Origin of the sequence: Shewanella sp. WXL01, from assembly GCF_012263345.1 — a bacterium.
GTDB classification, from domain to species: domain Bacteria; phylum Pseudomonadota; class Gammaproteobacteria; order Enterobacterales; family Shewanellaceae; genus Shewanella; species Shewanella maritima.
This window is the reverse complement of the sequence record NZ_JAAIKQ010000002.1, coordinates 634085-657116: the sequence shown is the minus strand read 5'-3', so window position 1 is coordinate 657116 and position 23032 is coordinate 634085. Positions and strand designations below refer to the sequence as shown.

General features: G+C 44.3%; 21 protein-coding genes. 10 read left to right on the top strand and 11 right to left on the bottom strand.

The genetic code is table 11. The features are described 5' to 3' along the window. Positions 1-236 precede the first annotated feature (236 nt). Together G3R49_RS07955 and G3R49_RS07950 are read right to left on the bottom strand one after the other, a co-directional pair. A complete protein-coding gene (locus G3R49_RS07955; protein ID WP_210147139.1) occupies positions 237-530 on the bottom strand; it encodes an Imm44 family immunity protein in 294 nt (97 codons plus the stop codon). 442 nt (positions 531-972) lie between these two features. Beyond that, positions 973-1962 carry a DNA ligase gene (locus G3R49_RS07950; protein ID WP_167869264.1) on the bottom strand — a complete coding sequence of 330 codons (990 nt, stop codon included), beginning with the start codon at positions 1960-1962 and terminating at the stop codon, positions 973-975. 265 nt (positions 1963-2227) lie between these two features. Between G3R49_RS07950 and G3R49_RS07945 the strand changes: the two genes are divergently transcribed. The 3 genes from G3R49_RS07945 (at position 2228) to G3R49_RS07935 (ending at position 5359) form a co-directional block, all read left to right on the top strand. Then, positions 2228-2599: a diacylglycerol kinase gene (locus tag G3R49_RS07945; RefSeq protein ID WP_130597473.1), complete on the top strand. Its 372-nt coding sequence runs from the start codon at positions 2228-2230 to the stop codon at positions 2597-2599. 558 nt (positions 2600-3157) lie between these two features. Beyond that, on the top strand, positions 3158-4051 hold the full coding sequence (locus G3R49_RS07940) for a hypothetical protein (protein WP_130597474.1): 894 nt from the start codon (positions 3158-3160) through the stop codon (positions 4049-4051). 285 nt (positions 4052-4336) lie between these two features. After that, positions 4337-5359 (top strand): GGDEF domain-containing protein, encoded by a 1023-nt coding sequence (locus G3R49_RS07935; protein ID WP_167869263.1) that lies wholly within the window; start codon positions 4337-4339, stop codon positions 5357-5359. Positions 5360-5400: 41 nt separating this feature from the next. Here the strand turns inward: G3R49_RS07935 and G3R49_RS07930 are convergent, their stop codons facing one another. The 3 genes from G3R49_RS07930 to pdsO form a co-directional block, all read right to left on the bottom strand. Further along, entirely contained in the window at positions 5401-6105 is a 705-nt protein-coding gene (locus G3R49_RS07930; protein ID WP_167869262.1) for a class GN sortase, read from the bottom strand. A 12-nt stretch (positions 6106-6117) separates the two neighbouring features. After that, complete coding sequence (locus G3R49_RS07925) at positions 6118-8598, bottom strand: marine proteobacterial sortase target protein (protein WP_167869261.1); 2481 nt, start codon at positions 8596-8598, stop codon at positions 6118-6120. Between the two features lie 66 nt (positions 8599-8664). Further along, positions 8665-9408, bottom strand: coding sequence for a sortase-associated OmpA-like protein PdsO (gene pdsO / locus G3R49_RS07920; RefSeq protein WP_167869260.1), 744 nt, complete (start codon positions 9406-9408; stop codon positions 8665-8667). Positions 9409-9640: 232 nt separating this feature from the next. On the opposite strand from pdsO, the gene pdsR reads away from it, so the two are divergent. Then, entirely contained in the window at positions 9641-10330 is a 690-nt protein-coding gene (gene pdsR / locus G3R49_RS07915; RefSeq protein WP_130597479.1) for a proteobacterial dedicated sortase system response regulator, read from the top strand. Between the two features lie 32 nt (positions 10331-10362). After that, positions 10363-12525 (top strand): proteobacterial dedicated sortase system histidine kinase, encoded by a 2163-nt coding sequence (gene pdsS / locus G3R49_RS07910; RefSeq protein ID WP_167869259.1) that lies wholly within the window; start codon positions 10363-10365, stop codon positions 12523-12525. A 162-nt stretch (positions 12526-12687) separates the two neighbouring features. Here the strand turns inward: pdsS and G3R49_RS07905 are convergent, their stop codons facing one another. Genes G3R49_RS07905 through G3R49_RS07895 form a run of 3 tightly spaced genes read right to left on the bottom strand, consistent with a single transcriptional unit; the run spans position 12688 to position 15790 of the window. Then, the gene (locus G3R49_RS07905; protein ID WP_167869258.1) at positions 12688-13230 is read right to left on the bottom strand and encodes a GtrA family protein; all 543 of its coding nucleotides are present in this window, start codon (positions 13228-13230) and stop codon (positions 12688-12690) included. Further along, positions 13230-14681: a glycosyltransferase family 39 protein gene (locus G3R49_RS07900; RefSeq protein WP_167869257.1), complete on the bottom strand. Its 1452-nt coding sequence runs from the start codon at positions 14679-14681 to the stop codon at positions 13230-13232. Before G3R49_RS07900 ends, G3R49_RS07905 begins: the two co-directional genes overlap by 1 nt. Then, positions 14681-15790 (bottom strand): glycosyltransferase family 2 protein, encoded by a 1110-nt coding sequence (locus G3R49_RS07895; RefSeq protein ID WP_167869256.1) that lies wholly within the window; start codon positions 15788-15790, stop codon positions 14681-14683. The genes G3R49_RS07900 and G3R49_RS07895 overlap by 1 nt, the downstream gene beginning before the upstream one ends. 130 nt (positions 15791-15920) lie before the next feature. On the opposite strand from G3R49_RS07895, the gene G3R49_RS07890 reads away from it, so the two are divergent. The 5 genes from G3R49_RS07890 (at position 15921) to ykgO (ending at position 19887) form a co-directional block, all read left to right on the top strand. After that, positions 15921-16592: a response regulator transcription factor gene (locus G3R49_RS07890; RefSeq protein WP_167869255.1), complete on the top strand. Its 672-nt coding sequence runs from the start codon at positions 15921-15923 to the stop codon at positions 16590-16592. Between the two features lie 22 nt (positions 16593-16614). After that, positions 16615-17895 (top strand): HAMP domain-containing sensor histidine kinase, encoded by a 1281-nt coding sequence (locus tag G3R49_RS07885; protein WP_167869254.1) that lies wholly within the window; start codon positions 16615-16617, stop codon positions 17893-17895. Positions 17896-18098: 203 nt separating this feature from the next. Next, a complete protein-coding gene (locus G3R49_RS07880) occupies positions 18099-19295 on the top strand; it encodes a cystathionine beta-lyase (protein ID WP_167869253.1) in 1197 nt (398 codons plus the stop codon). Between the two features lie 206 nt (positions 19296-19501). Next, complete coding sequence (locus tag G3R49_RS07875; RefSeq protein ID WP_130597487.1) at positions 19502-19750, top strand: type B 50S ribosomal protein L31; 249 nt, start codon at positions 19502-19504, stop codon at positions 19748-19750. Next, positions 19750-19887, top strand: coding sequence for a type B 50S ribosomal protein L36 (gene ykgO, locus G3R49_RS07870; RefSeq protein WP_130597488.1), 138 nt, complete (start codon positions 19750-19752; stop codon positions 19885-19887). Before G3R49_RS07875 ends, ykgO begins: the two co-directional genes overlap by 1 nt. A 90-nt stretch (positions 19888-19977) precedes the next feature. Here the strand turns inward: ykgO and G3R49_RS07865 are convergent, their stop codons facing one another. The 3 genes from G3R49_RS07865 to yegD form a co-directional block, all read right to left on the bottom strand. Continuing rightward, entirely contained in the window at positions 19978-20895 is a 918-nt protein-coding gene (locus tag G3R49_RS07865; RefSeq protein ID WP_167869252.1) for an SDR family NAD(P)-dependent oxidoreductase, read from the bottom strand. A 138-nt stretch (positions 20896-21033) separates the two neighbouring features. Further along, positions 21034-21522, bottom strand: coding sequence for a CreA family protein (locus G3R49_RS07860; RefSeq protein WP_130597490.1), 489 nt, complete (start codon positions 21520-21522; stop codon positions 21034-21036). Positions 21523-21587: 65 nt separating this feature from the next. Continuing rightward, a complete protein-coding gene (yegD, locus tag G3R49_RS07855; protein WP_167869251.1) occupies positions 21588-22976 on the bottom strand; it encodes a molecular chaperone in 1389 nt (462 codons plus the stop codon). Positions 22977-23032 lie beyond the last annotated feature (56 nt).

Sequence of the window (23032 nt, the reverse complement as noted above, 5' to 3'; positions counted from 1 at the left end):
AGGAATACCTAACGCCCGCATAAGGGGCTGATAATGCTTGGCTATACTGTGAAGCGAAGCGGAACCGAGCCAAGCGTTAACAGTCCCTTCACTTTATGCGCTTGTTAGGTAACGGATACGCCAAAACAATTTCGAATATCAGACTCTAGTCGCTGACCGTCAAAACTTTTGTTTGCGCGCTGACTAAGTAGACGCACAGATTCGATAATGTTACCGATTAGTAATTTGATCCTTTGTTAGTCACTACCATTGCAAAATTCGTCATAATCAATGCGTAAACGGAAGTCAGTTGAGTGTGATTTTCTTTTAAAAAGTTTCCGTTCTTTATGCCAACCAGCCGCCTCCATTTCATCGGATAGTTTTACGATTATTGGAATAATATTTAGCTCAGCCACTTCATCTCCGTAGCTTTCTACCTCAAGAATTGGACTCAACTTTTCAGTAACGTAGTCGCTAGCAACTTGAAACTTTTTATCGATTTGGTCTTGCGGCTTTGTTCCATCAATTTCACCACTTAAGAAGAATTTCACGACAATTCCTTTTGAGTTACCTAACAGCGTATTAGCGGGAATTCCGATTTAATCCATTAACATTTCGCCAGAACTCAAACTGCAATACGCTTTTTAATTAATATTTCCAATAACTTACCAACCAAGTCTAGAAACAGCAATAGCATCTAGCGCTGGTGAAACCGAGAATTTGGATAAGCGAGAAATATCAGGTCTCGTTATGTAAACGATTGATAACAGTTTAAACTTATAAAATCAGTAACTTATCAGTATCCCATTTGGTAAACCGAGAATTTTGTAACTTACATAACGAGAAGCGATTAGCGAAGTTCCCTGCATAAAAATTAAACCTGTATAAAAACACAGTCATTGTATCATTGGTAAATGCTGCTCAGCTCTCATATAGAAAGTAATTTAATCGTGCAGCCCTATTTAGCGTGGCATTGACGATCTGAATTTAAGGCTAATCGTCTTTATCAAGATGCCTAACTCGTTTAAACCGAGCAAACCGTGGTACGCCGTTTTTGGTAACCCCCGAATATTCAAAGGTGATAATACTGTTGAGGGGCGGCGGAGATTGTCGCTGAACATCGGTAATCCCTGAACCTATTTTAAAACGTTTACCGTCTTCTAGCTCTACCACCAATGCACCTACCATTCCTTGGTACTTGCCTTTACCTGCAGTGTAAGCGACCACTTTTGCCTCAGCGTCATGTTTGGGTTTGAGCTTGACTATGTTATCTGTGCGGCCACGGAAATAACGTGCATTCATCTTATGCAGCATCAGCCCTTCACCGCCTGCTGTGACCACATCATCTAGCCAGTCGAATAACTCATCATTTGATGGCACCCTTTTCTGCTCTATCGCTGCAATATTGACTTTGCCCAGCGATAGCTGTTTTAAATATTCATAACGCTGTTCAAAACTGCCATCAATACAGGGTGCATCAAACAGCATAAGTTTGACTTGCTTCCATAAGGCTTGAGTATGCTCAGTTTGCTGTTTGGTTCTCACTAAAGCAGAGATAGTTTCAAAGTCATCACGTTTACGCCATAACTCTCCTTCAACGCAAACACCCTTAGGCAATTGCGCAATGAACCAAACAGGCGCATCAATAGCGTTGCCCTTTCTAGTGACAAGTTTTGTTCCTGTCCACACGCCGCGCACGCCATCGAGCTTTTCACTGACTAAGTAATCCTCTATTTGAATATCGCTTTGATATATTTTGGCTAACTGTAATTGCGGCGGAGTGTCTTGCACTTTTGATAAGTCTAAGGTGTTAGCATTTGACTCGGCGCTGCACACACCCAATAACAGACTGAGTAATAAGCTAAGTAACAAAGTAATGACCAGATGTAATCGATACGGTCCTTGAGTTGACTTGATTGAAACTGCAGAAAGTATGATTAAAATGCACATGCAAACAGGCGCTTGCTGGGCGCGACATTTCATAGTTAGCTTCCTTGCTTGTTGATATAAGAATACCAATTAGAACGACTATTTGATCATTCTTACTGGTTAAAAGCGCTTATAACTTCGTTAGAAATTTTGTAGGCAGAGTAACTAGCTAGCTGCAATTTCCGCCTTGTTCTAAGCGATTTTTCCTGCGTAATCTCTGATCACTTATTTATCCCAATTGGTATAAAACAGTGGCATAATGCCAATCCAAACAAGCATAGACCATCCATTACACAACTGATAACAACTACAAAGTCTTATGAAACCAGAAAACAATCATGGAATTAAACGCGTTATCCGCGCGACCGGCTTTTCGATGAAAGGATTAAAAGCGGCCTGGCAAAATGAAGCTGCATTTCGTCAAGAGCTTGTCCTGGCGATAATCATGCTACCTATCGCGGCATTGCTACCAGTCACTCTGGTAGAAAAGCTATTGCTTGTTGCATGTGTTTTTCTGGTGCTCATTGTCGAGCTGGTGAACTCTGCTATTGAAGCGGTAGTAGATAGAATAAGTGACGACATTCACCCATTAAGCGGCCGGGCTAAAGACATTGGCTCAGCAGCAGTATTTGTCGCATTAACCTTATGCGGCATTGTCTGGGGCGCAGTGCTCATCAATGCGTTTATGTAAATTCAGGCTAATTCATCCATTATAAGTTTAAGCGCTTACCAATTTGTGTACATTAGGTTGAGCGCATTCTATTAAGGGTATTCGATTGAGTGCATTTGCCAGCGCTTAAATCTTGCCAGCACTTTGTGCACACTCTCTTACGTTTGCGCAATTTCCACCAACTCACACCTTGCTCTATCACTAGACACTTCCGCATTTTCATCCAGTGCTAGCACTCTTTAAGTTCAAAAATCCCTCTGCACTCATTTAAGCGCTTAGCCCTTTGCTTAACAGTAAATATTGACTTTAAGAGCGTCAAAATTATGTGATATGCCAACTTTAAGTCGCAAAAAATGTCACTTGCAAGAATTTGCAATAAACTTTGACGCGATAAATGCCGCAACTTCTGCACAAATTTGATTTACCACAATATTTTTATCACAACCGCTTCACATTTGGTTACAAGATGCTAATATCTTTTGAGTCTAAATTAGTCCTGAGCAACGAAGTAAACGTCGCTTTTGGCATTCATAACGATAAAAAGCGCTAAAACCAATAATAATGAAAGGCACTAAATCCATGTTCAAATCTGCACTTGCTTGCTCTTTGCTATTAGCTATGTCTCCAATAGCTGTTGCTGATGTGACTGCAGAAGATTCGTTCGCTTTTCGTGTCGGTGCATTTTATGCCAGCTCAGACTCTTATATGAATGTTACCAATCCTGAAACTGGTGGTATTTTTCCATTGGATTTTGAGGATGATTTATTTCTGGCTGAAGATCAGTTTCTTCCCTTTTTCGAATTTGTATGGTCGTTCAATGATCGACACCATGTTTACGTCGATTGGAAATCTCTGCATCGCACCGCCAATACTCCTTATGTTGAAGATACCTGGATTTTCACCAACCCAAACGATGACAAAACTTACATTGTAGAAGCTGGCGCTCAACTAAAAACCACGCTAAACATAGACATTATGCGTTTAGGCTATGGTTACGATTTATTCCAAGGCGATGATTACACTTTTGGTGCATCGATTGGTTTACACACCATGTTTATCAAAACCGCTTTTGAGGGAACAATCGGTTTGTGTTCACCTACAGTGATGGCTAACTCGGCATGTAACGACTTTGTGGCAAACCCAAGAGTCGTTGATGAAAGCCTTACCGCACCGCTTCCCGATATTGGTATTTATGGTACTTACGAATTTATCCCTGGCTGGACAATTGGCGGGCACGCCCAGTATTTCGCCATTAAGTACGATGATGTCAAAGGTTCACTAATTGATATTCGCGCCTCTGTAGAGACAAACGTTGGTGACAACTGGCAGCTGTCTGTAGGCTATAACTACTACGAAGTTGATGTAGATTATGCTCAGAACGTTAGCTTCGGTGATCAAGACTTCCACCTTGCCGATTATAATCTTAACTACAGCTTCACAGGTCCGCGCTTTTCAGTTCAATATCATTTCTAGTTATTTTCAGTTGTAATCAATGCTCACGCGCAACGTTTGTTGCGACTCAATTACCTTGCGTTAGACTATAGGCAATGTCTTAGTTGCCAACTATCGCCCCAATAACAGTATCTGTGTAGTACGAGTCAGCTCACATAACTTTACCTAGCTAAATCAACAACAAATTCATACAATCAACTTAAGCTTTCAGACAAATTGCTATAGTTATCTAAACATGCAGCCATAAACGTGTATTTGTTATATTTGCTGCTTTTTAGGTCATCTTTGCGAGGTTAGATAAATTCGATGTCAAACAATCTATTGCAAACCGCCGCCGCGAACCTTAAAAAAGCTGTTCCGTTAATGCTCAAGTACAAAATCCCTACTACACCAACCAATTATGCCCTCTGGTATACCTATGTCGGTGAGCAAACACCTGAGCTAAATAAAGCTATGGATGAGGCAATTGAACAAAATCAAACCTGCTCTCCCGTCACCAGTGAATTACTTTATCGCCAGCACGTAGCCGATCCGGTTGAGTTAGATGTGCGTTCACTTCGCAAGAGCCTCGATGCCATGGTGATAGACTTAGCGCAATCAGTAAAAGACACCAATAAAGATACTCAGGTATTCCAGGAGCAAATTGAAAAAGACTTTGCCAAATTAAGCGAAATTGAAGATGGTGGATTTTCGCTGGATCAAATCATCGCTGTGGTGCGTAATATCGTTAAAGAACAAGGCAACATCCGCTCAAGCACCGTTAGCTTTACCGAGCAGCTACTTAAAGCTCAAGCGGAAATCGAATCATTAAAATCAAAACTGGCTGAGTCGGAAAAAGACGTGTTATTTGACTCTTTAACCAATGTGCTAAACCGCAGAGCATTTGACGATGACATTGTCGCGCAAGTCGCAAATAAAGAAACCCAGTGCAGTCTAATATTCGCGGACATTGACCACTTCAAGAACTTTAATGATAACTTTGGTCATCAACTTGGCGATCTAGTGCTAAAAACCGTAGCTAAACGTATTCAGGAAGCCTGCCGTGATGGCAACAAGCTATATCGCTACGGTGGCGAAGAATTTGCCATTATTTGTCCTAATAGCAATCAAAGAGTAGCAAGGCATTTAGCTGAAGGGATCCGCCGCGCCCTAGAAAAGCTTACCGTAAAAGATAGACGCAGCGACAAAGTTATCGACTCTATCACCGCATCTTTTGGCGTACATCAAATTACCGAAAAACAAGGGGTTGCAGAGTTAATCGAAGCGGCAGACAAACAGCTTTATGAAGCTAAACGCTTGGGCCGCAATCGGGTGATGCCAATTAGCTAATTTCCCCCTTGTCGGTTGCCCCTATAAAAAGAAAAACACGGCTACATATAGCCGTGTTTTTTATTGCTTGTTTGAGTGGACGTGGACGCGAACTCGATTTGTTGCCCATCTGTTTCAGTATCAGTTTTCAACGTGGCGCTGACGACATAACGATATTCAGTCTGACTGGTAATGCCCTCGAACGGATAGCAAGTAATTAGCGTTAACTCAGTATCGCCGTTGTAATTTAACACATGAGTAGAGGTTTCATGCACTATCTGAATATCACTTACCTCATACGTAAGCACTTGTGCAGACGTGTCAATTAACTCGATTTCATCGCCAACCTGCACCAATTGCAGCACTGAGAAGTGACTATCTCTATGCCCAGTAATAATGGTATTGCCATTAGCAGAAACAGGCGCACCAGTGTGCATCAGCCCAGGCCCAAACGCCATGGTTCTGCCACTGGCGCCATCCAATACATATAAAGGCGCCGTTTGAGTATGGCCACTGCTAAGCTTACGTTTTATAGTAAGCTTAGCGACAGGGTGAGTATCAGCCCAAGACCAAGGCTTGTGAGCCTGTTGGTCTTGTAAACTACGTTCAAATGCGCTCTCAATTAAGTACTGCGCGAAATGGGCTTTTGCCTGCATATATCCTCCCTTAAATACCATCATTAATCCCCCTCCCACCAGCAGTACTGTAATAATCAAATGAAAAGTGCGGGCACTAAAATGAGTGGTTGCTATAGTGGTCTTAGCCATAACTAACCCTCCCTAATCCGCGGCTGATAACGAAACAGAGGCAGCGTATTGACCGAATGTTCTGCTCACTTTGCGGCGCTGCCATTGCCATGCAACATGCCCAAGCCCTAAAGACATCAAGCAAAAACCAATTAACAACCATAAGCGGCTATCGGTTGCTGTTTGTGGTAGGCGCATTGCGTACTGCTTGGCAGATTGGCTTGCGCGCTGCTTGCTAGCATCGAATCCCGCAGGCAAAAGGTTACTTACAAATCCATCAACACTATTAGTTGGGTCAGGGTTAACTGGTGTAACATCTACCGCCACTAAACTGGTTTGTGAGGTCACTAGATGATACTTAAGGCCAATGGCTGCAATTTGCTGCTCGACACGTTGGCGATTAGCGCGGTTTTGAGTCAGCTCCAGTGCATTGACGTATTGATTAGCCCAAAGTAAATCTAACCCTGCGGCTTGAGTTGGCTCATCGGTAGCAAGCGTGCGCTGCCAATATTGACCATTGATATTGCCGCTAACAACAAGTGGATTAGATTGAGCTTGTGCACTGGTTTTGATGCTCAGCACCAAAGGCTCACCCAAATACAAATCGCCAATCACACTTGGCCAGTACTCAGGAATTTGTCCATCTTGATAAGCGACTTTGATATCGGTTAACGCAGGGTGTTCAAGCTTTGCCAGCAGCTTTGCCATTCTCTCGCTCACCTGCTGACCATCACTGATGTATACGTAGCTGCCCTTACCTGCCAACGCCGCAAGTTGCATAAAGTAGCGATTGGGTGCAGAGCCAATGCCAATGGTAAACAAACGCGCATCATCTAAATGAGTATCAATGATATGAAACAATTGCTGCTCGTTAGACACTGCACCATCTGTGACAAACAAAACTTGCTTAAGCTTGTGCGAGTTAGCTTGATGCTGATTGACTTGGTGCTTTGTTTGATGTTCGCCATCAGCATTAACACCAACATTGCCATTACTATGACTTGAAGTCAGTGCTGCCTTTAGTGCTGGCGCCATTTCTGTGCCACCATTAGCATCAAGACTTGCAACAAACTGCTGCCCGAGACCTAAGTTGCGACTGTTAACAGCTAAAGGTTCTACCGCCAATTGAGTCAACCTGTCGCTAAAGGCAATAATGTTGAAGCGATCCCGTGGTGTTAGTCCGGCTAGCGCATAGTTAAGCGCCTGTTTTGCCTGCCTAATTGAGTCACCAGACATAGAGCCAGACACATCAATAACCAAGATCAACTCGCGGCTTATTTGTTGGGCTTGTGCTAACTCCTGCGGCGGCATCACCATCAATAACTGATAGTGACTCGTTGGTGTCACTTTGTGTGGCTCAACGCCGGCTACTTTCGTTTCTGCGGGTGTAGTGTTTGCTGCAGGCACATGAGTTTGACCTTGCTGACTGAACAAGTAACTCTCAACATTTGCTTGCGCCATTGGCGTCCAGCTGAGCAGAAAGTCTTTGTTTGGCGTTGCCTGCTCGGTTAACGAGATAGACCAAGCATCACCGTGCTGAAAAGGCTTAATGTTATGGCTAGCACTGGATACGGATGCCAGTTCAAAGCCAGTGTCTAACTTAACGTTAATCTCAATCGGGTTTATTACTTGGTTTAAACCTGCGTAATTGATGTTAGTTAACCTATGCTCAGCTAGCTCATACTCTGATAACTGATTCTTAGATAACTGATCGGCAGTGTGCTCAATGCTAGCCGTATTACTTTGACCAAATAGATTCTGATACATAGCACTAAAGCGCATTACTGGCAGTGGCTTGTCAAACTCTGATAGTTGCTTGGGTTGATAGCGCGGCGTGATGGTCATAGGAAAATGTAAATTGTATTCACCATCTCTTAGCGCCAATGACTCTTGATAGTAAAACTCAATTTGCATTTCCCCTTGAGGTGCAAGGTTCGCGACATCAGTACTAAAAATATTACTGCGATGGCGCTGCATTAAGCTTGCCTGCTTACCCTGGGCTTTTGCCGCCTCAAAGGTTCGCTTCGCCTGCTTATTGGTTTCGATAATGCCAACAATCGTGTTGCCACCAACGTGCATCAGCAATGAGTCTACGGCAGCATTTTCAGGCAAAGGAAATACATACTCGCCATTAATCCAATGATTGGTTGGGTTTTTAAAGGTTTGCACAACTTTAACGCGGCTAACCATGCCAGTGACATTGATATCAACCGAAGTACTTAGCGGCAATGCATAATAAGTTTGCTCAGCTTGGGGCTCACCAAATTGCACTAAGCCATCTTGGGCGATGCCATGGCTATTGGTATTTTTATTCACATAGCTATTTGCATTCGCAATTTGATAACTCATTAAGCCTTGGGTTAACTGCTCATTTTGCCCTTGGGTATGACCTGAAGCGCTAGCAAAGCGAGTCACAAATAGCATCAATAGCGAGCAAGAGATCACCAAATATACATAACGTTTAAAGCATGAGCGCTTTAGTTTTTCGTTTCTAAAACGGGAACCATGACACATAAATGCTCCTTGTCACCTACTTGCATTGCAAGCAGGCAACTGTCTAATTTCAATAAATAGAAGGGGTTAGTTAGAAGCAAGTTCGCCGTGCTTAGCACCAAGTTTTAAGGTCACGCGGCGATCAAAGAAGTCATTTTCAAAGTTCTGCTCTTGATGCAATGGTGCAGTAGCACCATAGGCTTGGCCTTGTAAGCGACTCGCATCAATGCCCTGCGCTGTCAGATAGTTAGTCACTTCAAGTAAACGCTGCTCAGATAACACCTGGTTGTAGCTAGAGTCACCGCGGCGATCGGCATAGCCGGTTAAATCAAGGGTTAACTCTGGCGATACATTCATCATGTAAGCCACGTTATCAAGTTGCTGTTTGAAGATAGGTTCAATATGACTAGAGCCGGTTTTAAACTGTACATTCATGCCCATGCTTAACTCATCAAGCACTTGTTGTTGAGTTGCTTTAATTTGTGCCAGCTGCACTTGTGCCTCGTTGTAGGCTTGGGTCATCTCTTGCAATGATTGATTGTTACGCTCCATGGCAGTGATGGTTGAGCTTTGCTCACTGATTTTGGCTTGCTGCGCCGCAATCTCACTGTCATCACCAACAGATTTACCAATAAGTGAGCCCGTAAATGCGCCGATAAATGCGCCAACCGGGCCACCCACAACTGCGCCAAACACTAAACCAGAACTCAAACCTACTAATTCTTCTGTGTGTTCACGCTCTTCAATATCTGCGCTTTGCGGCGCGGCAACTGCCATGTTTGATAGCGAAAGAGTGGCGATTAGTGCAATGGCGATAGTTTGCTTTTTCATGTGCTTCATCCTTTTAGGTGTTATTTAAATTTGCGTTTCAGAATGTGTGTTCCTGAACTCGATGAAGCTATTAAACAATGCCCAAATGGCTTTTTTTGGCATCAAAAATGGCAATGCAAAGATCAAATGTGGCAACAATATGGCAATTGCCTCAGTTCGCTTTTTTGCGGCTAAATTTACTGTATAGTCAGCGTTATACGAAAAATGAGTGTGTTAGAAAGATACAGAGACGATGAAAAGAATTGCCATAGTTGAAGATGAAGCGGCGATCCGCGAGAACTATAAAGATGTATTGCAGCAGCAAGGCTATCAAGTTCAGGCCTATGCTAATCGCCCAGAAGCCATGCAAGCTTTTAACAGTCGCTTACCTGATTTGGCCATTTTAGATATTGGACTTGAAGAAGAAATCGACGGCGGTTTTACTCTGTGCCAAGCACTGCGCAATATGTCGAGCACCTTGCCGATCATTTTTTTAACTGCTCGCGATAGCGACATTGATACGGTTTGCGGTCTGCGCTTAGGGGCTGACGACTACTTATCAAAAGATGTCAGCTTTCCTCATCTTATTGCACGGATTGCCGCACTATTTCGCCGCTCAGAGCTGATCAGCTCAAGTCCAATTGAAGATAACTTGATGGAGCGAGGCCCACTTACCATTGATGCCAACCGTATTCAGGTGAGCTGGAAGCAAACCCCGATTGAGCTAACAGTAACCGAGTTTTGGATGGTGCACGCCATGGCAAAACACCCAGGCCATGTGCGTAGCCGCCAAGATTTAATGGCAGACGCCAAAATCTACGTTGATGACAGCACAATTACCTCGCACGTAAAGCGTATTCGCAAGAAGTTTCTCGCCGTTGATAGTGACTTTGACTGTATCGATACCGTATATGGCATGGGCTATCGCTGGGACAGCTTGTAAAGCAATCGAAAGTATCTTAACCAAGGTTATTCATGTATTTACCATTAGGGCTTAGAGCCAAAGTCGTTATCCTGTCGCTATTCTTACTGTGCCTGCCCTGGCTTGGTTATCAGTATGTGTGGGAGATGGAGAAATACCTGCGTCACGGTCAAGAAAAGACCTTAGAGGGCACAACTCAAGCGCTGGCCACTGCCTTACACGAACGTCCAAAACTGTTTGACAATCAGGCAAGCTTTTTAAGCCAGGTTGAAAAAGGCCGTGATCTTTATGCCTACCCGCTTGCTGGCCCTATTCAGCTAGACGGTAAACTGCACGACTGGCAACCATATGCTCACCGTATGCTGGAATACGGCAAAGATAATCTGCTATATCAACGTGACGAGCAAGATACCCCTGATATTCGCTTTACTCATATGGTGGGTAAATATGCAGGATACCTGTACGGATTTTTTCAAGTAAGCGATGCCAATGTCATCTTTCGTGGCAAAAACAGCCTTAGAGTAGACAGAAACGATCATCTCGTCATGGCTACGCTAACCCCTGCTGGCGAATTTAAGCGTTACATTATTGCCAATACAGAACAAGGCTGGCTAAGTGCATTTGAGCTGCCAGCCGACCCAAGTCAAAGCATTCCTGTTACCCCAGAAGTGCGTATTCAAGGTCACTGGCGTCTGACGAAACAAGGCTACAACATTGAGTTTCGAGTGCCACTTTCAATGGTTGGCAGCAAGCTTGGTTTCGCCATTCATAATGTCGACAGCAAACAAACTCGCGATTTAGTCAACATTATCGGTACATCGCAAACTAACTCGGTGGCAAACCTTGGTACAGTGTTGGTTCCCTCACCTGAAATCGAAAGTATTATCAAAGGCATGAGCCACAACAGCTCACGGATTTGGGTAGTGGATAACCACGGCCGCGTACTGGCTAAATCGGGCGATATTCGCTCATCTAGCAACGCCTGGAAGAGCACGGCCCTACTAGAAACTGATAACAGCGGCTGGGAGAAATTCCATAGCCAATATTTACTGCCCCTGTATTACAAAATCCTCACCCGCCCACCACAAGACTTTATTGACTCTTTGCAAGACTCTACCGAGTTAAGTGGCAGCCATATCGAAAAAGCGCTTGAGGGTAAGCCTGGCTCAACCTGGAGGCTAACACCCGACAGTAAAGCGGTGATCTTAGCCGCGGCAAGCCCTATTTGGATTGACGATAAAGTCATGGGTGTGGTGATAGCGGAAGAAACCACTCACGGCATTCGCTCGCTGCGAAATAAAGCACTAGAAAAACTGTTCAATATTATTCTCACCATCATGAGCATGGGCACATTGGCGCTATTTATTTTTGCATCGAGCATTTCTAGCCGCATTCGCCGCTTACGCGACCAGGCTGAAACCGCTATTGATGCTCAAGGACGTGTACGCCAGCAAATTGAGCCTTCAAAAAACAGAGATGAAATTGGCGATCTATCGCGCAGCTTCTCAAGTATTGTCAGCCGCTTAGGTCAGTACACCCATTATTTAGAGAATATGTCGTCAAGATTGTCACACGAGCTACGCACGCCAGTGGCCGTGGTGCGTAGCTCCCTTGAACACCTAAGCTTACAGCAATTAGATGAACCCACAGAAAAATACGTTAATCGCGCCCAGGAAGGGGTCAATCGCCTGCACCTTATTCTTAACAATTTAAGTGAAGCGACCCGCTTAGAAGAAAGTCTTACTAAAGCTGAAACCAATGATTTCCCGCTGCAAAAAGTAATTGCAGGTTGCATACAGGGGTATCAGCTAACCTACCCTCAGCAAAGCTTTAGCACTCACATTGAAGACAAGCCGATGCAGTGTCATGGTGTGCCAGAATACATCGCGCAGCTAATGGACAAACTCATCAACAACGCCATAGAATTTAGCGCTGATGATAGCGCCATTGACGTGAGTCTCACGCAATACAATAAGCAAGCTATCATCAAGGTCACCAATGTTGGGCCATTACTGCCCGAGAACATGAACGATCAAATTTTTGAGTCTATGGTGTCAGTACGCCCGCAAGAAGCCAGCAGCAAGCCACATCTGGGCTTAGGCTTGTATATCGCAAGATTAATTAGTGAATTCCATAACGGTACAATCAGTGCGACGAATGTGGAGACGCAATCAGGACAAGGGGTTGAAATTTGCGTGACACTTCCGCTTAACTAATTGTTCGAAAGCTATTATGTGAGCGATTCCTTGAGCGAGTCTCTTAGCAATTCGCATAGTGTAGCAAGCTGGTGCAGCGAGCCAGCTCAAATAAGTGGTATTACCTAAAGCGCCTATCGAGACATCCTGATAGGCGCTGTTTCATCTATTTAGTCAACCGATCTATTTAGTCAACCCACAAAGCTGCTTTGCTTGCGCCGCGACATTACGATAAGTGAGGTAATTTGCGCCAAGCCAATTGACCACCAGCCCTAAGCCCACGCCAAAGCCTAGGCTAAATAAACTCGCCAAAGTATGTTGGGGCAACAAGGTATGCATCAAACTAAAGCCAATAAAGTTCACGCTAATTGAACATACTGCCACCAGCACAACCCACTTGAATTGTGCCTTGGCGCTCAGCTGTTTTCGCTTGCCAAAGCTGTAATATCTGTGGCCAATCCACGTCAATAGCAATCCAACTAACATGGCAATAGCGCGAGCAAATTGCGCCGCACCTGTATCACCAGTAAACACAAACTCAATGAGTAAAAAATACATGCTGGCATCGATAATAAAGCTACCGCCACCAACCAACACAAAACGATAAAAGCTTGGGTTAATCAGGCTAAACTTATGTTTTAGAGCAAATTTACTGTACCTAGGCCGCTCAGAGGAAAGCGCGACTTCGCCATTTTGACTCTCAGTCTCAAAAGCTGGCTGACTCATCAGTGACGACTCAACTGCTCGACGGCTAAGTCATCAGATTTTGCCTTCAATTCATATGCCGATGTCGAAGCAGAAGAACGGCACAATAACAGTGACTTATCTTGAGTATTTGCCTGCTGGATACAGCGGCTAAATGGCGGTAATGAAACATCAATGTGTTTATGATGGGCAACCAGATAAAACTGTGACTGTGTCACCTCTTGCAGAGTATTTTGATCAATAAGTTTTGCTTGCCCTTGGGTGTAATACCGCCCAGAGAATTCTTGTTGCAACCAATAAAATACACGGTGATCTTCACTACGCTGCGATAACAGCCATTTATCACTTTTTTGCTTATCAATGCCCGAGTTAACCATTGCTAATGCGACTAGCAAAAGCACGGGTATAAATGCGGCAACTTTAGCAAGGTGGGCAACGCCGTGTTCTTTCCACGCATACGCAACTAACAATGCCAGCGCTGGCGCCGCCGGCAGCACGTATGCGGGTAAAATGTTGCCCGCCAAGGTAAACAAGATAAGTGGCGACAGCATCCAGCAGATCAAAAACTTAGTTAAACCATCAAATCCATTATGCCGTTGATATAATTTATACAGCGCTGCTGGAATAAATAGCGTCCACGGTAAGCCTGCAAAAGCAAAGAATAGCCAGATTTTACCTCTTGGTTGGTCATGCGCAGAGCCGTACAAGTCCCCTTGCCAGCCACTATCTACAAAGCGCGAGTAATGCTCTCCAATTAAAAAATATTCTAAAAAGCCCGGTGTCGCTTGCTCTGCCATCCAATACCAGGGCGCGGCGAGCAATAGCATTAAAGCAAAACCACTAATAAGCGGTACTTTTAGCACTAACTGCGACCACATTTTTACTGCGCCGAAATGCCACAATAACCATAAGCCAGAGCCGATAAAGAATATTACTAATGCCACCGGCCCTTTTGCTAATAACCCAATGCCAAGTCCAATGAAGCCGATATAAGCAAAGGATTTATGCTTTGTGAATGCTAAGTAGAACCCGATATAGGCCAAGGTGACCGCTAATAACAAGCCCATATCTGTCATTACGGTGCCTAAACACACGTAAAATACACAAATGGTCGACAGCACCAATGCGACATTTAGACGACTGATAGCAAACTGTTTAGCAAATAGCGCCACAGCTATTAACGTAAACAGCCCAGCGATAAAATGAGGTAGCCTTAAAAAGAACTCATTATTGGTAAATAACGCGATTGAGCCTGCGCTCATCCAATTTTGCAGTGGCGGTTTACCCCAAAACGGCACGCCATAATCAAACAATGGCGTTAACCAGTTACCCGTTTCCACCATCAGGCGTGCCATTTCGCCGTAGCGGGCTTCAGTTGTGTCCATTAGCGGATAAAAATGCAATGAAATTAAACGAATGAAAAGAGCTGTAATCAGCACACCCAATAATTGCTTTTGTCTGATACTCAACATTAGCCATTCACCTCTTTGGCAGAGTTAAAGGCTGTCACTGTATTGGTTATAGGACCGGGCGCGTTGTTGCTACCGTAACTAAAAGCATTAGGCACAGTGTTAGCTTGTAATTGCTGCCTTTGAGAAACGGAAAATGGTTTATCACTGCGGTGTTGCTGATAAGCTTGTGCCACAATGAAAATCGGTCGCTGTTTCACTTCCACAAATACCCTGCCGACATATTCACCAATTAAGCCAATAGCAAGCAACTGCACACCCGCAAGAAACAATTGCGTCACCATAATTGAGGCATAACCCGCCACAGCTTCGCCAAACACTAAGGTTTTAGTCATAATCCACAGGCCGTATACCAAGGCAAACACGCCAATCGTAACGCCAGAGTATGTTGCTAGTCTCAATGGTTTGAAACTGAAAGAAGTAATACCGTCCATCGCTAAACCTATCAGCGAGCCATAGTTCCATTTAGTATCACCACATTGACGGCTGTGCCTATCAAACTCGATAGTAGCTTGTGCAAAGCCTGGCCAGCTCAAAATTCCTTTCATAAAACGATTTCGTTCAGGCATGGCATTGATGTGATCAACGACCTGGCGGCTGAGTAATCTAAAATCACCTACATTTTCATGAACTGGCGTATCTGAAAGCCAATTCATTAATTTGTAAAAGCATGCCGCAGAAAAACGCTTAAACCAGGTTTCCCCATGGCGCTTGCGGCGCTTCATGTTGACAACATCAAAGCCCTCACGCCACTTGGCAAGCATTTCAGGTATCAGCTCAGGCGGATCTTGTAGATCAGCGTCGAGCAAAATGACCGCTTCACCGCGAACACTCTCTAAACCGGCTGTCATCGCCGCCTCTTTACCAAAGTTACGGCTCAAGCGAATGTATTGCGTCTCAAAGTGTAAGCTGTGTTTTTGCAGCAAGTATTGCCAGGTACCGTCGTGACTGCCGTCATCGACAAAAACCACCTCACACAAGTCATCCATATCGCTAATGAGTGTATTTAAACGCTCGAACAGCACATCAATGCCTTCAACCTCGTTATACATGGGGATCACAATCGATAAGGTGACCGGAGAAACTGCTGTTAGGTGGGTGTTCACAACCATAATCTTGTCCACTTAAAAAATAGAATTGGATTATGAACAAGTGCGCGTGTAAGAAATGTCGACGACATTTCTTACACATTGCACATGTGATAATTTACTCAATAACGTGATGACTGTTTATCTTGGCTAAATGAAAATTCTAATAATTGAAGACAACCATGATGTGGCTGGCGTGTTAGGTGATTACTTTGAGGCACTTGGTTGCGAGTTAGATTATGCGACCAATGGTGAACAAGGACTAAAACTCGCACTTCAAACCGCATTTGACGCCATCATTCTTGATTTAATGCTGCCAAAAATCGACGGCCTTACCCTATGCCGTCAATTGCGCCAGCAAGCCTGCATCACCCCTGTTTTAATGTTGACCGCCCTTGATAGTAAACAAGACTTGCTACAAGGCTTTGATGTCGGCGCCGATGATTACCTAGGTAAGCCATTTGATTTAGAAGAGGTTTACGCCAGAGTCAAGGCATTGGTAAAAAGGCACAAAGGTCAGGTGGCACCTAATGAAATTAGCTTTTCAGAGCTCAGTATTAATCTTGCTCAGCACAAAGCAATGCGCGCAGGGCAAACGCTAGTACTCACACCCACCACCTATCAAATTCTGGTGTTACTAACTCAATATGCACCTAACCTGGTTACCCGCGAGCAAGTCATTGAGCAGCTTTGGGGTGATAATCCACCAGGACAAGACATTCTACGCAGCCATATTTATCAACTGCGGACTCAACTGGATAAGCCCTTCGCCACACCTATGTTAGTGACAGTGCCAAAAGTTGGCTTTAAATTACAACAATCTTAAAAACAGCAAGGCGTTTCATACCATGCCCAAAGACAAAGCCTCCACCGGCCAATATTCCTCTCGCTCCCTGATGACGCTGCTAAGGCTTGCGTTTGCAGCCATCAGCTTTATCAGTGCTGGGTTTGTATTTTTAGTCATGGTTGGCGTCATGCAATGGGTTGAAGATCAGGTAAGCCTTAGGAATCTTGAGCAAGCAAAACCCTATGTTGGAGAAGCTTTGGAGCAATCTGCGGGATTTCCGCTAACGGTTTCGCCAACGGTCATCGCCTATTCTCACGCAGAGCAACTGCCAGATGAGTTTAAAGAAGCCGCCCAGTTCCCCAGTGAATACCAAACCGAAATTCATAGCCAATCTATTGATTACTTTGTCTACAAAACCAAACTAGTCACCAGTAAGGGCGTGCAAGAAGTGTATATTATCTCGCTAGCACAATACTCTGAGCTCACCGATGTGCAATGGCAACGCACTTTATTATTTTGTGTACTGCTAATGTCTGTGTTATTTGTCATTCTCAACACGGTCGCGACCAAAGTGCTGAGCCCAATGATCAAACCTATCAATCAGCTAAGCGATCAGCTGCAGCAACACCCGCTACCAGACTCTTTTACGATTAGCAGCCGCGCGGTAACCGAGTTTGGCATTCTAACCGACAGCCTCAATCAATACCGCGAAAACAGCGAGCAACGCATTAAACAGGAACAGGCCTTTGCACGTTATGCCAGCCATGAATTGAGAACACCACTGAGTATCGTGCGCGGCGCAGCAGTGTTACTTGGTCACAATCAAGAGCAGGCATTTCAACAAAAACAACGTGAGCGTATCGTTCGCGCCAGCCAAGATATGCAAAATACCGTCGATGCCCTGCTGCATATCGTCAAACAAGAAAACCCTAACTCACAAGCTCAGCCAAGACTGTTAGAGTCACAAGAGCTAGAGCAGATATTGTCGAACCATGTGACCACAGCTAACCAAAGAGGTATTAGCTTAAAGCTAGACATTCAAACAACACCTCATATCATTCCAAGTGAAGCCGTACTTAAAATGCTACTGGGCAACTTAATACAAAATGCCATTAATGCGCTCACAGATCTTGAGCAAGACAACAAAGCGATTGAAATCATTATTAGTGAGAATGCGATTACCGTTAGCGACAACGGGCATGGCCTGAGTCACAATGAGCACAACCAAACTGGCCATGGTTTGGGGCTAGTTATCGTTGATACGCTTTGCCAACGCTATCAATGGCAATTTCAACTCAAACCCAATGAGCCACAAGGTTGTGTGGCAGAGCTGAGTTTTTAGTGCTGTGGCTTGTGCTAAGGGCATTGGTCAGGTGGCTCGCGCCTGTTTCATATTAACGAGCACTCAATTTTTATAAGCACCTTATATTTAGCAACACTTCATATTTGCGAGTATAGCCACTTACATTTAGCCATCTAGATGTTAAGATAGCTAAAATAAAGAAGCTATTTACCCAAAATGTGGTTTAAGGAGAGCGGCGCGTTATGAGCAAGCACGATAAATTGGCAACTCAAATTGTCAGCACAGGCCGAGATAAGAAATACACCCAAGGCATTATTAACCCACCTGTTTACCGTGCATCAACCGTAGTGTTTGACTCGATGGATGACATGCGCCACGCCATTAAACACAAAACCAACGGCGAGCTATTTTACGGGCGCCGTGGCACCCACACTCATTTTGCATTTCAACAAGCTATCGCTGAACTTGAAGGCGGCTGTGGCACAGCTTTATACCCTTCAGGTGCTGCGGCAATCAGTGGCGCTTTATTGTCGTTCTTAGGTCAAGGCGATCATTTGTTAATGGTCGACAACGTCTATGAGCCAACACGCGATTTATGTGACAAACTGCTTGCCGGTTACGGCGTAGAAACCACATATTACGACCCGCTCATCGGCGCGGACATTAAAGAGCTTATTCGCCCTAATACCAAGGTAATATTTTTGGAATCACCAGGCTCAATTACCATGGAAATTCAAGACGTACCTGGCATTTGTGAAGTTGCCAAGGCGCACAATATTATCACCATGTTAGATAACACCTGGGCATCGCCAATCAATTGCCGACCATTTGAAATGGGGATCGACATCTCTATTCAAGCTGCGACTAAATACATTGTGGGTCATTCAGATGTGATGATTGGCACAGCAACGGCGAACGAAGAACACTGGCCGCGCCTACGTGAACACAGCTATTTAATGGGGCTTACCACCTCCCCAGATGACGTTTATCTAGCAAACCGTGGTCTTCGCACTTTAGGGGTTCGTCTTAAACAGCACGAACAAAATGCCCTAAAAGTAGCTAACTGGCTCGCAGCGCGTGAAGAAGTCGATCATTTAAGACATCCGGCGTTTGACACCTGCCCAGGGCATGAGTTTTTTAAGCGCGATTTCTGTGGCGGTAATGGTCTGTTCTCATTTGTCTTAAAGCAAGGCAACCTTAAAGCTGTCACCGCATTTGTTGAAAACATGCAGCACTTTAAAATGGGCTTCTCTTGGGGCGGTTATGAAAGCCTGATCTTAGGCTATTTTGGTCTAGATAAAATCCGCACGGTTACTAATTGGGATACATCAAAGCCATTGATTCGATTGCATATCGGACTTGAAGATGTTGATGACCTGATTGCCGATCTTGATGCTGCTTTTGAGCGTTATAACCTAGTCGTAAACTCATGCAAGTAATCGCATTAGCTAAGTAATTTAATCGACTAAAATTAATACCCAGGTAGCCTAACAGCTACCTGTTTTTGTTTTACGGCTAAATTCGCCCTAGTCAATCGATAAGTAGTTACCATCAGCCCAACCTTAAGATGCAAATAAAAATAATTATCATTTGCAATGATACCTTATAGCATTTATTATCTCCTGCACTTATCAAGGAGAAGCGAATGAAACCAGATATCCATCCTGAATACCGCCAAGTGGTTTTTCACGACACATCGTGTGACGCATACTTTGTAGTGGGCTCAACGTTAAAGACTGATCAAACAATTGAATATCAGGGTAAAACTTACCCTTACTATAACCTTGATGTATCGAGTCAATCTCATCCTTACTACACTGGTGAGCAACGCACGACTAAGAACCAGGGCCGCGTAGCTAAATTTAAGAACAAATTTAAAGGAACGTTTGGCTAATGAAAGTTTTAAGCTCGTTAAAAAGCGCTAAACAGCGCCATCCTGACTGCCAAGTGGTTAAACGTCGTGGTCGCGTTTACGTGATTTGCAAATCAAATCCAAGATTTAAAGCCGTACAAGGCAAGGCACGCAAGTAACACGTATACATTGTAATGAATCGCGGCTAAAGAATAGGAATAACCAACTACTCTTTAGCCCGAACTGTCACCTTTGCTAGTCATCTATTGTCACATTGGTGCTAACTGCTTAATCGCTTGATAGGCATTTTCTTGATACTGCTCTTTGGCAATATCAGCAAACAGCGTCGCTTGATCAGCTAGCTCACCTGTTAACCCCTTCCTACTCGCATAGAATAGACCGCTCTTATAATTTGCATTGAATACGGCATCCATGTATCGGCTCGCGCCGGTTTCAACCTTGTGCGCTTTACCCAGTAATAGCATCACCTTCATCGCCGATTGCATCATAACTCGTTTTAGCAATGGCAAACTATCAAATCCTTGGGTACCAATTGTTGCACCTGGGCTCATAGTGACAAAACGTACTTGTGGGTAACGGCGCGCCATTGCCGACATCCATAATGCGCCCATATATTTAATTGGACCATAAGCAACAGTGGGATCGTTAACTGAACTCAAATAACTCCCTTGTGCTAAACCAACAAACTCACTCACAGATGACGTATCAAATGTTGGGCGCTTCATGCCCATCTCCTCAACACCTCTCGCAGCTTCAGAGCCAGCATAAACTGCCACGTGATTAAGCTTACCGCTAGTGAGCAGCGACTCAGCCAATACACTATGCCCAAGTAGATTTACGGCAAAAATCTCGGTTACACCGCTGCTGTTTAAATTATGGAAATGCTTGCCGCCAGTACCACCAGCATTCATAACCAAAGCATCGACACTTTGAGGTAATGAGTTAACGGCATTAGCAACAGAATCAAGGTTGCTGACATCTATTGTGATAACTTCAAAGATATTGCGGCCAGTGAGTTGCTCAAGTTCAGCTTGCGCAATTTGACCTTTTTGCGGATCACGACAGCCCAAGTAGATTTTGTCGATGTTAGCTCTAAGTGCGAGTTGTCGGGCAGACTCCTTGCCCAACCCTGCATTGGCACCAGTAATGAATACACTGCGTATCATGTTGACTCCTTTAATCTTGAAAACGAGAGTTAGATTAAAGAAGCCAAAGCGAGGATTTTTGACTTTTCTTGCGGTGTTGGTGTTTGTGTTAGTGTTGACGGTCGTTAACGATATTCGTAGTAGTAACTGTGGCGGTCATTAATTCACGCTAACTTTTGCAGCGGCTTGATACGCTTTGGTACCCCATAGCGGCACGGTCGATAAACTGTGTTTGTAGCTACCTGAGGTTTCTTTGGTAGAGTATGAAACGTACATCAAGGTTTGATTGTCAGCATCATAGATACGGCGAATCTTCATACTCTTAAAAAAGATACTTTTTGACTTCTTGAATACCACTTCACCGGATTTGCTTTTATCAATTGCAGCAATCATATCGAGCGTAATTTCACCAGTTTGACGACATGAGATAGAGGAGTCAGACGGGTCGGCTAAATCTAAGTCAGCCTCAATGCTAGCAACGTGGCAAGTGACGCCAGTTACGATTGGATCGTTCATGTGGTTAAGTTTAATATCTTTGGTGGTAAACACGCCCAGGCTTACTTTACCCACATCATCGCTACAGGCGCTGAGTGCACCAATAGTTGTAATCACTGACAAACAAGCAAGTACTTTGCTAAGTTTCTTCATTTGAATTTCCCTAAAAGTGTTTCGATAAATATTAAACTGAACTAGATGTCTGATTTATCTATGAACTATGAATAACAACGCTGCGCCCACTTAGTCAGCCCCGCAGTCACCGAGCCGAAGTGGTCACCCACTACAATTTCTGCATCAGGATAAATACTGGCAATTTTATTGTAAATGGCGGGGCTGCGTGCAGTACCGCCAGTCACATAGATAATATCCACTTGCTTAAAATCTTGGTTAGCCTTTGCCTGCTCAACCGCTTGGCGCATTAAGCTGTCGACTTTATTAAGCGAATCATCAATAGCTTGAGTAAATAAATCAAAACTGACAGTAGGGGTTAAATCCGCTTCAACCATGGTTAAATCTGCTTGGGCGACATCGGTATCCGATAAATTAATCTTAGCAAGCTCGGCTTGACGCACTAGCTGGTAGCTAAGCTGATCGCGCTGCACTTTTTGCAGCCTTTTAATCAAAGCAGGCTCAGCAGCATCTTTGATTAAATCATCAATCAGCTTTTTGGTACTCAAACTACTAAAGTCGCGCTGGGCACTAATGTCATTCACCGCAACCGCATTCCAAAAAACCTGATTCGGTAACGGCTTACCGGTTTTAAGCAAACTCCCGTCGCCAAAATGCGGCATAAAGCCTTGTTTTGCTAGCGCAATATCTAAATCGTTACCACCGATACGTTGGCCGCTGTGACCATAAAAATCTTGTTGCCTGACATCCTTGGCTGCTAGCTTTGGCCCCATGCGCACTACTGAGCAGTCGGTTGTACCACCACCAACGTCAACCACTAACACGGTTTTATCTTGTTCAAGCTGCCCTTCATAATCCATACCTGCAGCTAATGGTTCAAACAAGAAGCTCACTTCCTTAAAGCCAGCTCGTTTAGCCGCTGTGGTTAAAATGGCTTCAGCCTGCTTGTTAGATTGCTCACCGCCAATACCTTGAAAGTTAACGGGTCTACCAATGACTGCATGACTGGCAACACCTAGCCCTTTTTGATTAAGCAGTTTATCTACGCGCTGCTTAACATATTGCATCATCAGGGTGACGATATCTTCAAACAAGGCGACTTGTTCATCTCGCAACCCCGTTGCACCAAGAAACGATTTTGGTGAACGGACATAAAACCCTTCTTCGGGCATATCAAGATAGTGTGCTTGAGCTTCTTTGCCTACAAACACGGCAGGCTCAGTTGGTGTTAGGTCTAATTCATGGCGAACGCGTTTAGCATGGGCAAGTTGAGATGAGCGCAACTGAGCGAAACTTGCTTGTTCGGTTGCTGGTAGATTTTGATATACAGCCTGCGCGATAAGATCGCGATCGTAGGCATACAGCGTCGATGGCATATAATTGGAATCATCCAACAGAGGCAATAGCTCTACCTCACCCTCATTAATCATCCCCACCGAGCAATTGGCACTGCCATAGTCGAACCCAACAAACATAACTGCCCCTCAAGCGCCCTAGCGCACACTAACAAAAAGCCGTCAAATTTAGCACG

Coding starts and splice junctions, on each gene's coding strand:
- G3R49_RS07950 (WP_167869264.1), bottom strand. CDS start 1,962: ATGAAATGTCGCGCCCAGCAAGCGCCTGTTTGCATGTGCATTTTAATC.
- G3R49_RS07945 (WP_130597473.1), top strand. CDS start 2,228: ATGAAACCAGAAAACAATCATGGAATTAAACGCGTTATCCGCGCGACC.
- G3R49_RS07940 (WP_130597474.1), top strand. CDS start 3,158: ATGTTCAAATCTGCACTTGCTTGCTCTTTGCTATTAGCTATGTCTCCA.
- G3R49_RS07935 (WP_167869263.1), top strand. CDS start 4,337: ATGTCAAACAATCTATTGCAAACCGCCGCCGCGAACCTTAAAAAAGCT.
- G3R49_RS07930 (WP_167869262.1), bottom strand. CDS start 6,105: ATGGCTAAGACCACTATAGCAACCACTCATTTTAGTGCCCGCACTTTT.
- G3R49_RS07925 (WP_167869261.1), bottom strand. CDS start 8,598: ATGTGTCATGGTTCCCGTTTTAGAAACGAAAAACTAAAGCGCTCATGC.
- pdsO (WP_167869260.1), bottom strand. CDS start 9,408: ATGAAAAAGCAAACTATCGCCATTGCACTAATCGCCACTCTTTCGCTA.
- pdsR (WP_130597479.1), top strand. CDS start 9,641: ATGAAAAGAATTGCCATAGTTGAAGATGAAGCGGCGATCCGCGAGAAC.
- pdsS (WP_167869259.1), top strand. CDS start 10,363: ATGTATTTACCATTAGGGCTTAGAGCCAAAGTCGTTATCCTGTCGCTA.
- G3R49_RS07905 (WP_167869258.1), bottom strand. CDS start 13,230: ATGAGTCAGCCAGCTTTTGAGACTGAGAGTCAAAATGGCGAAGTCGCG.
- G3R49_RS07900 (WP_167869257.1), bottom strand. CDS start 14,681: ATGTTGAGTATCAGACAAAAGCAATTATTGGGTGTGCTGATTACAGCT.
- G3R49_RS07895 (WP_167869256.1), bottom strand. CDS start 15,790: ATGGTTGTGAACACCCACCTAACAGCAGTTTCTCCGGTCACCTTATCG.
- G3R49_RS07890 (WP_167869255.1), top strand. CDS start 15,921: ATGAAAATTCTAATAATTGAAGACAACCATGATGTGGCTGGCGTGTTA.
- G3R49_RS07885 (WP_167869254.1), top strand. CDS start 16,615: ATGCCCAAAGACAAAGCCTCCACCGGCCAATATTCCTCTCGCTCCCTG.
- G3R49_RS07880 (WP_167869253.1), top strand. CDS start 18,099: ATGAGCAAGCACGATAAATTGGCAACTCAAATTGTCAGCACAGGCCGA.
- G3R49_RS07875 (WP_130597487.1), top strand. CDS start 19,502: ATGAAACCAGATATCCATCCTGAATACCGCCAAGTGGTTTTTCACGAC.
- ykgO (WP_130597488.1), top strand. CDS start 19,750: ATGAAAGTTTTAAGCTCGTTAAAAAGCGCTAAACAGCGCCATCCTGAC.
- G3R49_RS07865 (WP_167869252.1), bottom strand. CDS start 20,895: ATGATACGCAGTGTATTCATTACTGGTGCCAATGCAGGGTTGGGCAAG.
- G3R49_RS07860 (WP_130597490.1), bottom strand. CDS start 21,522: ATGAAGAAACTTAGCAAAGTACTTGCTTGTTTGTCAGTGATTACAACT.
- yegD (WP_167869251.1), bottom strand. CDS start 22,976: ATGTTTGTTGGGTTCGACTATGGCAGTGCCAATTGCTCGGTGGGGATG.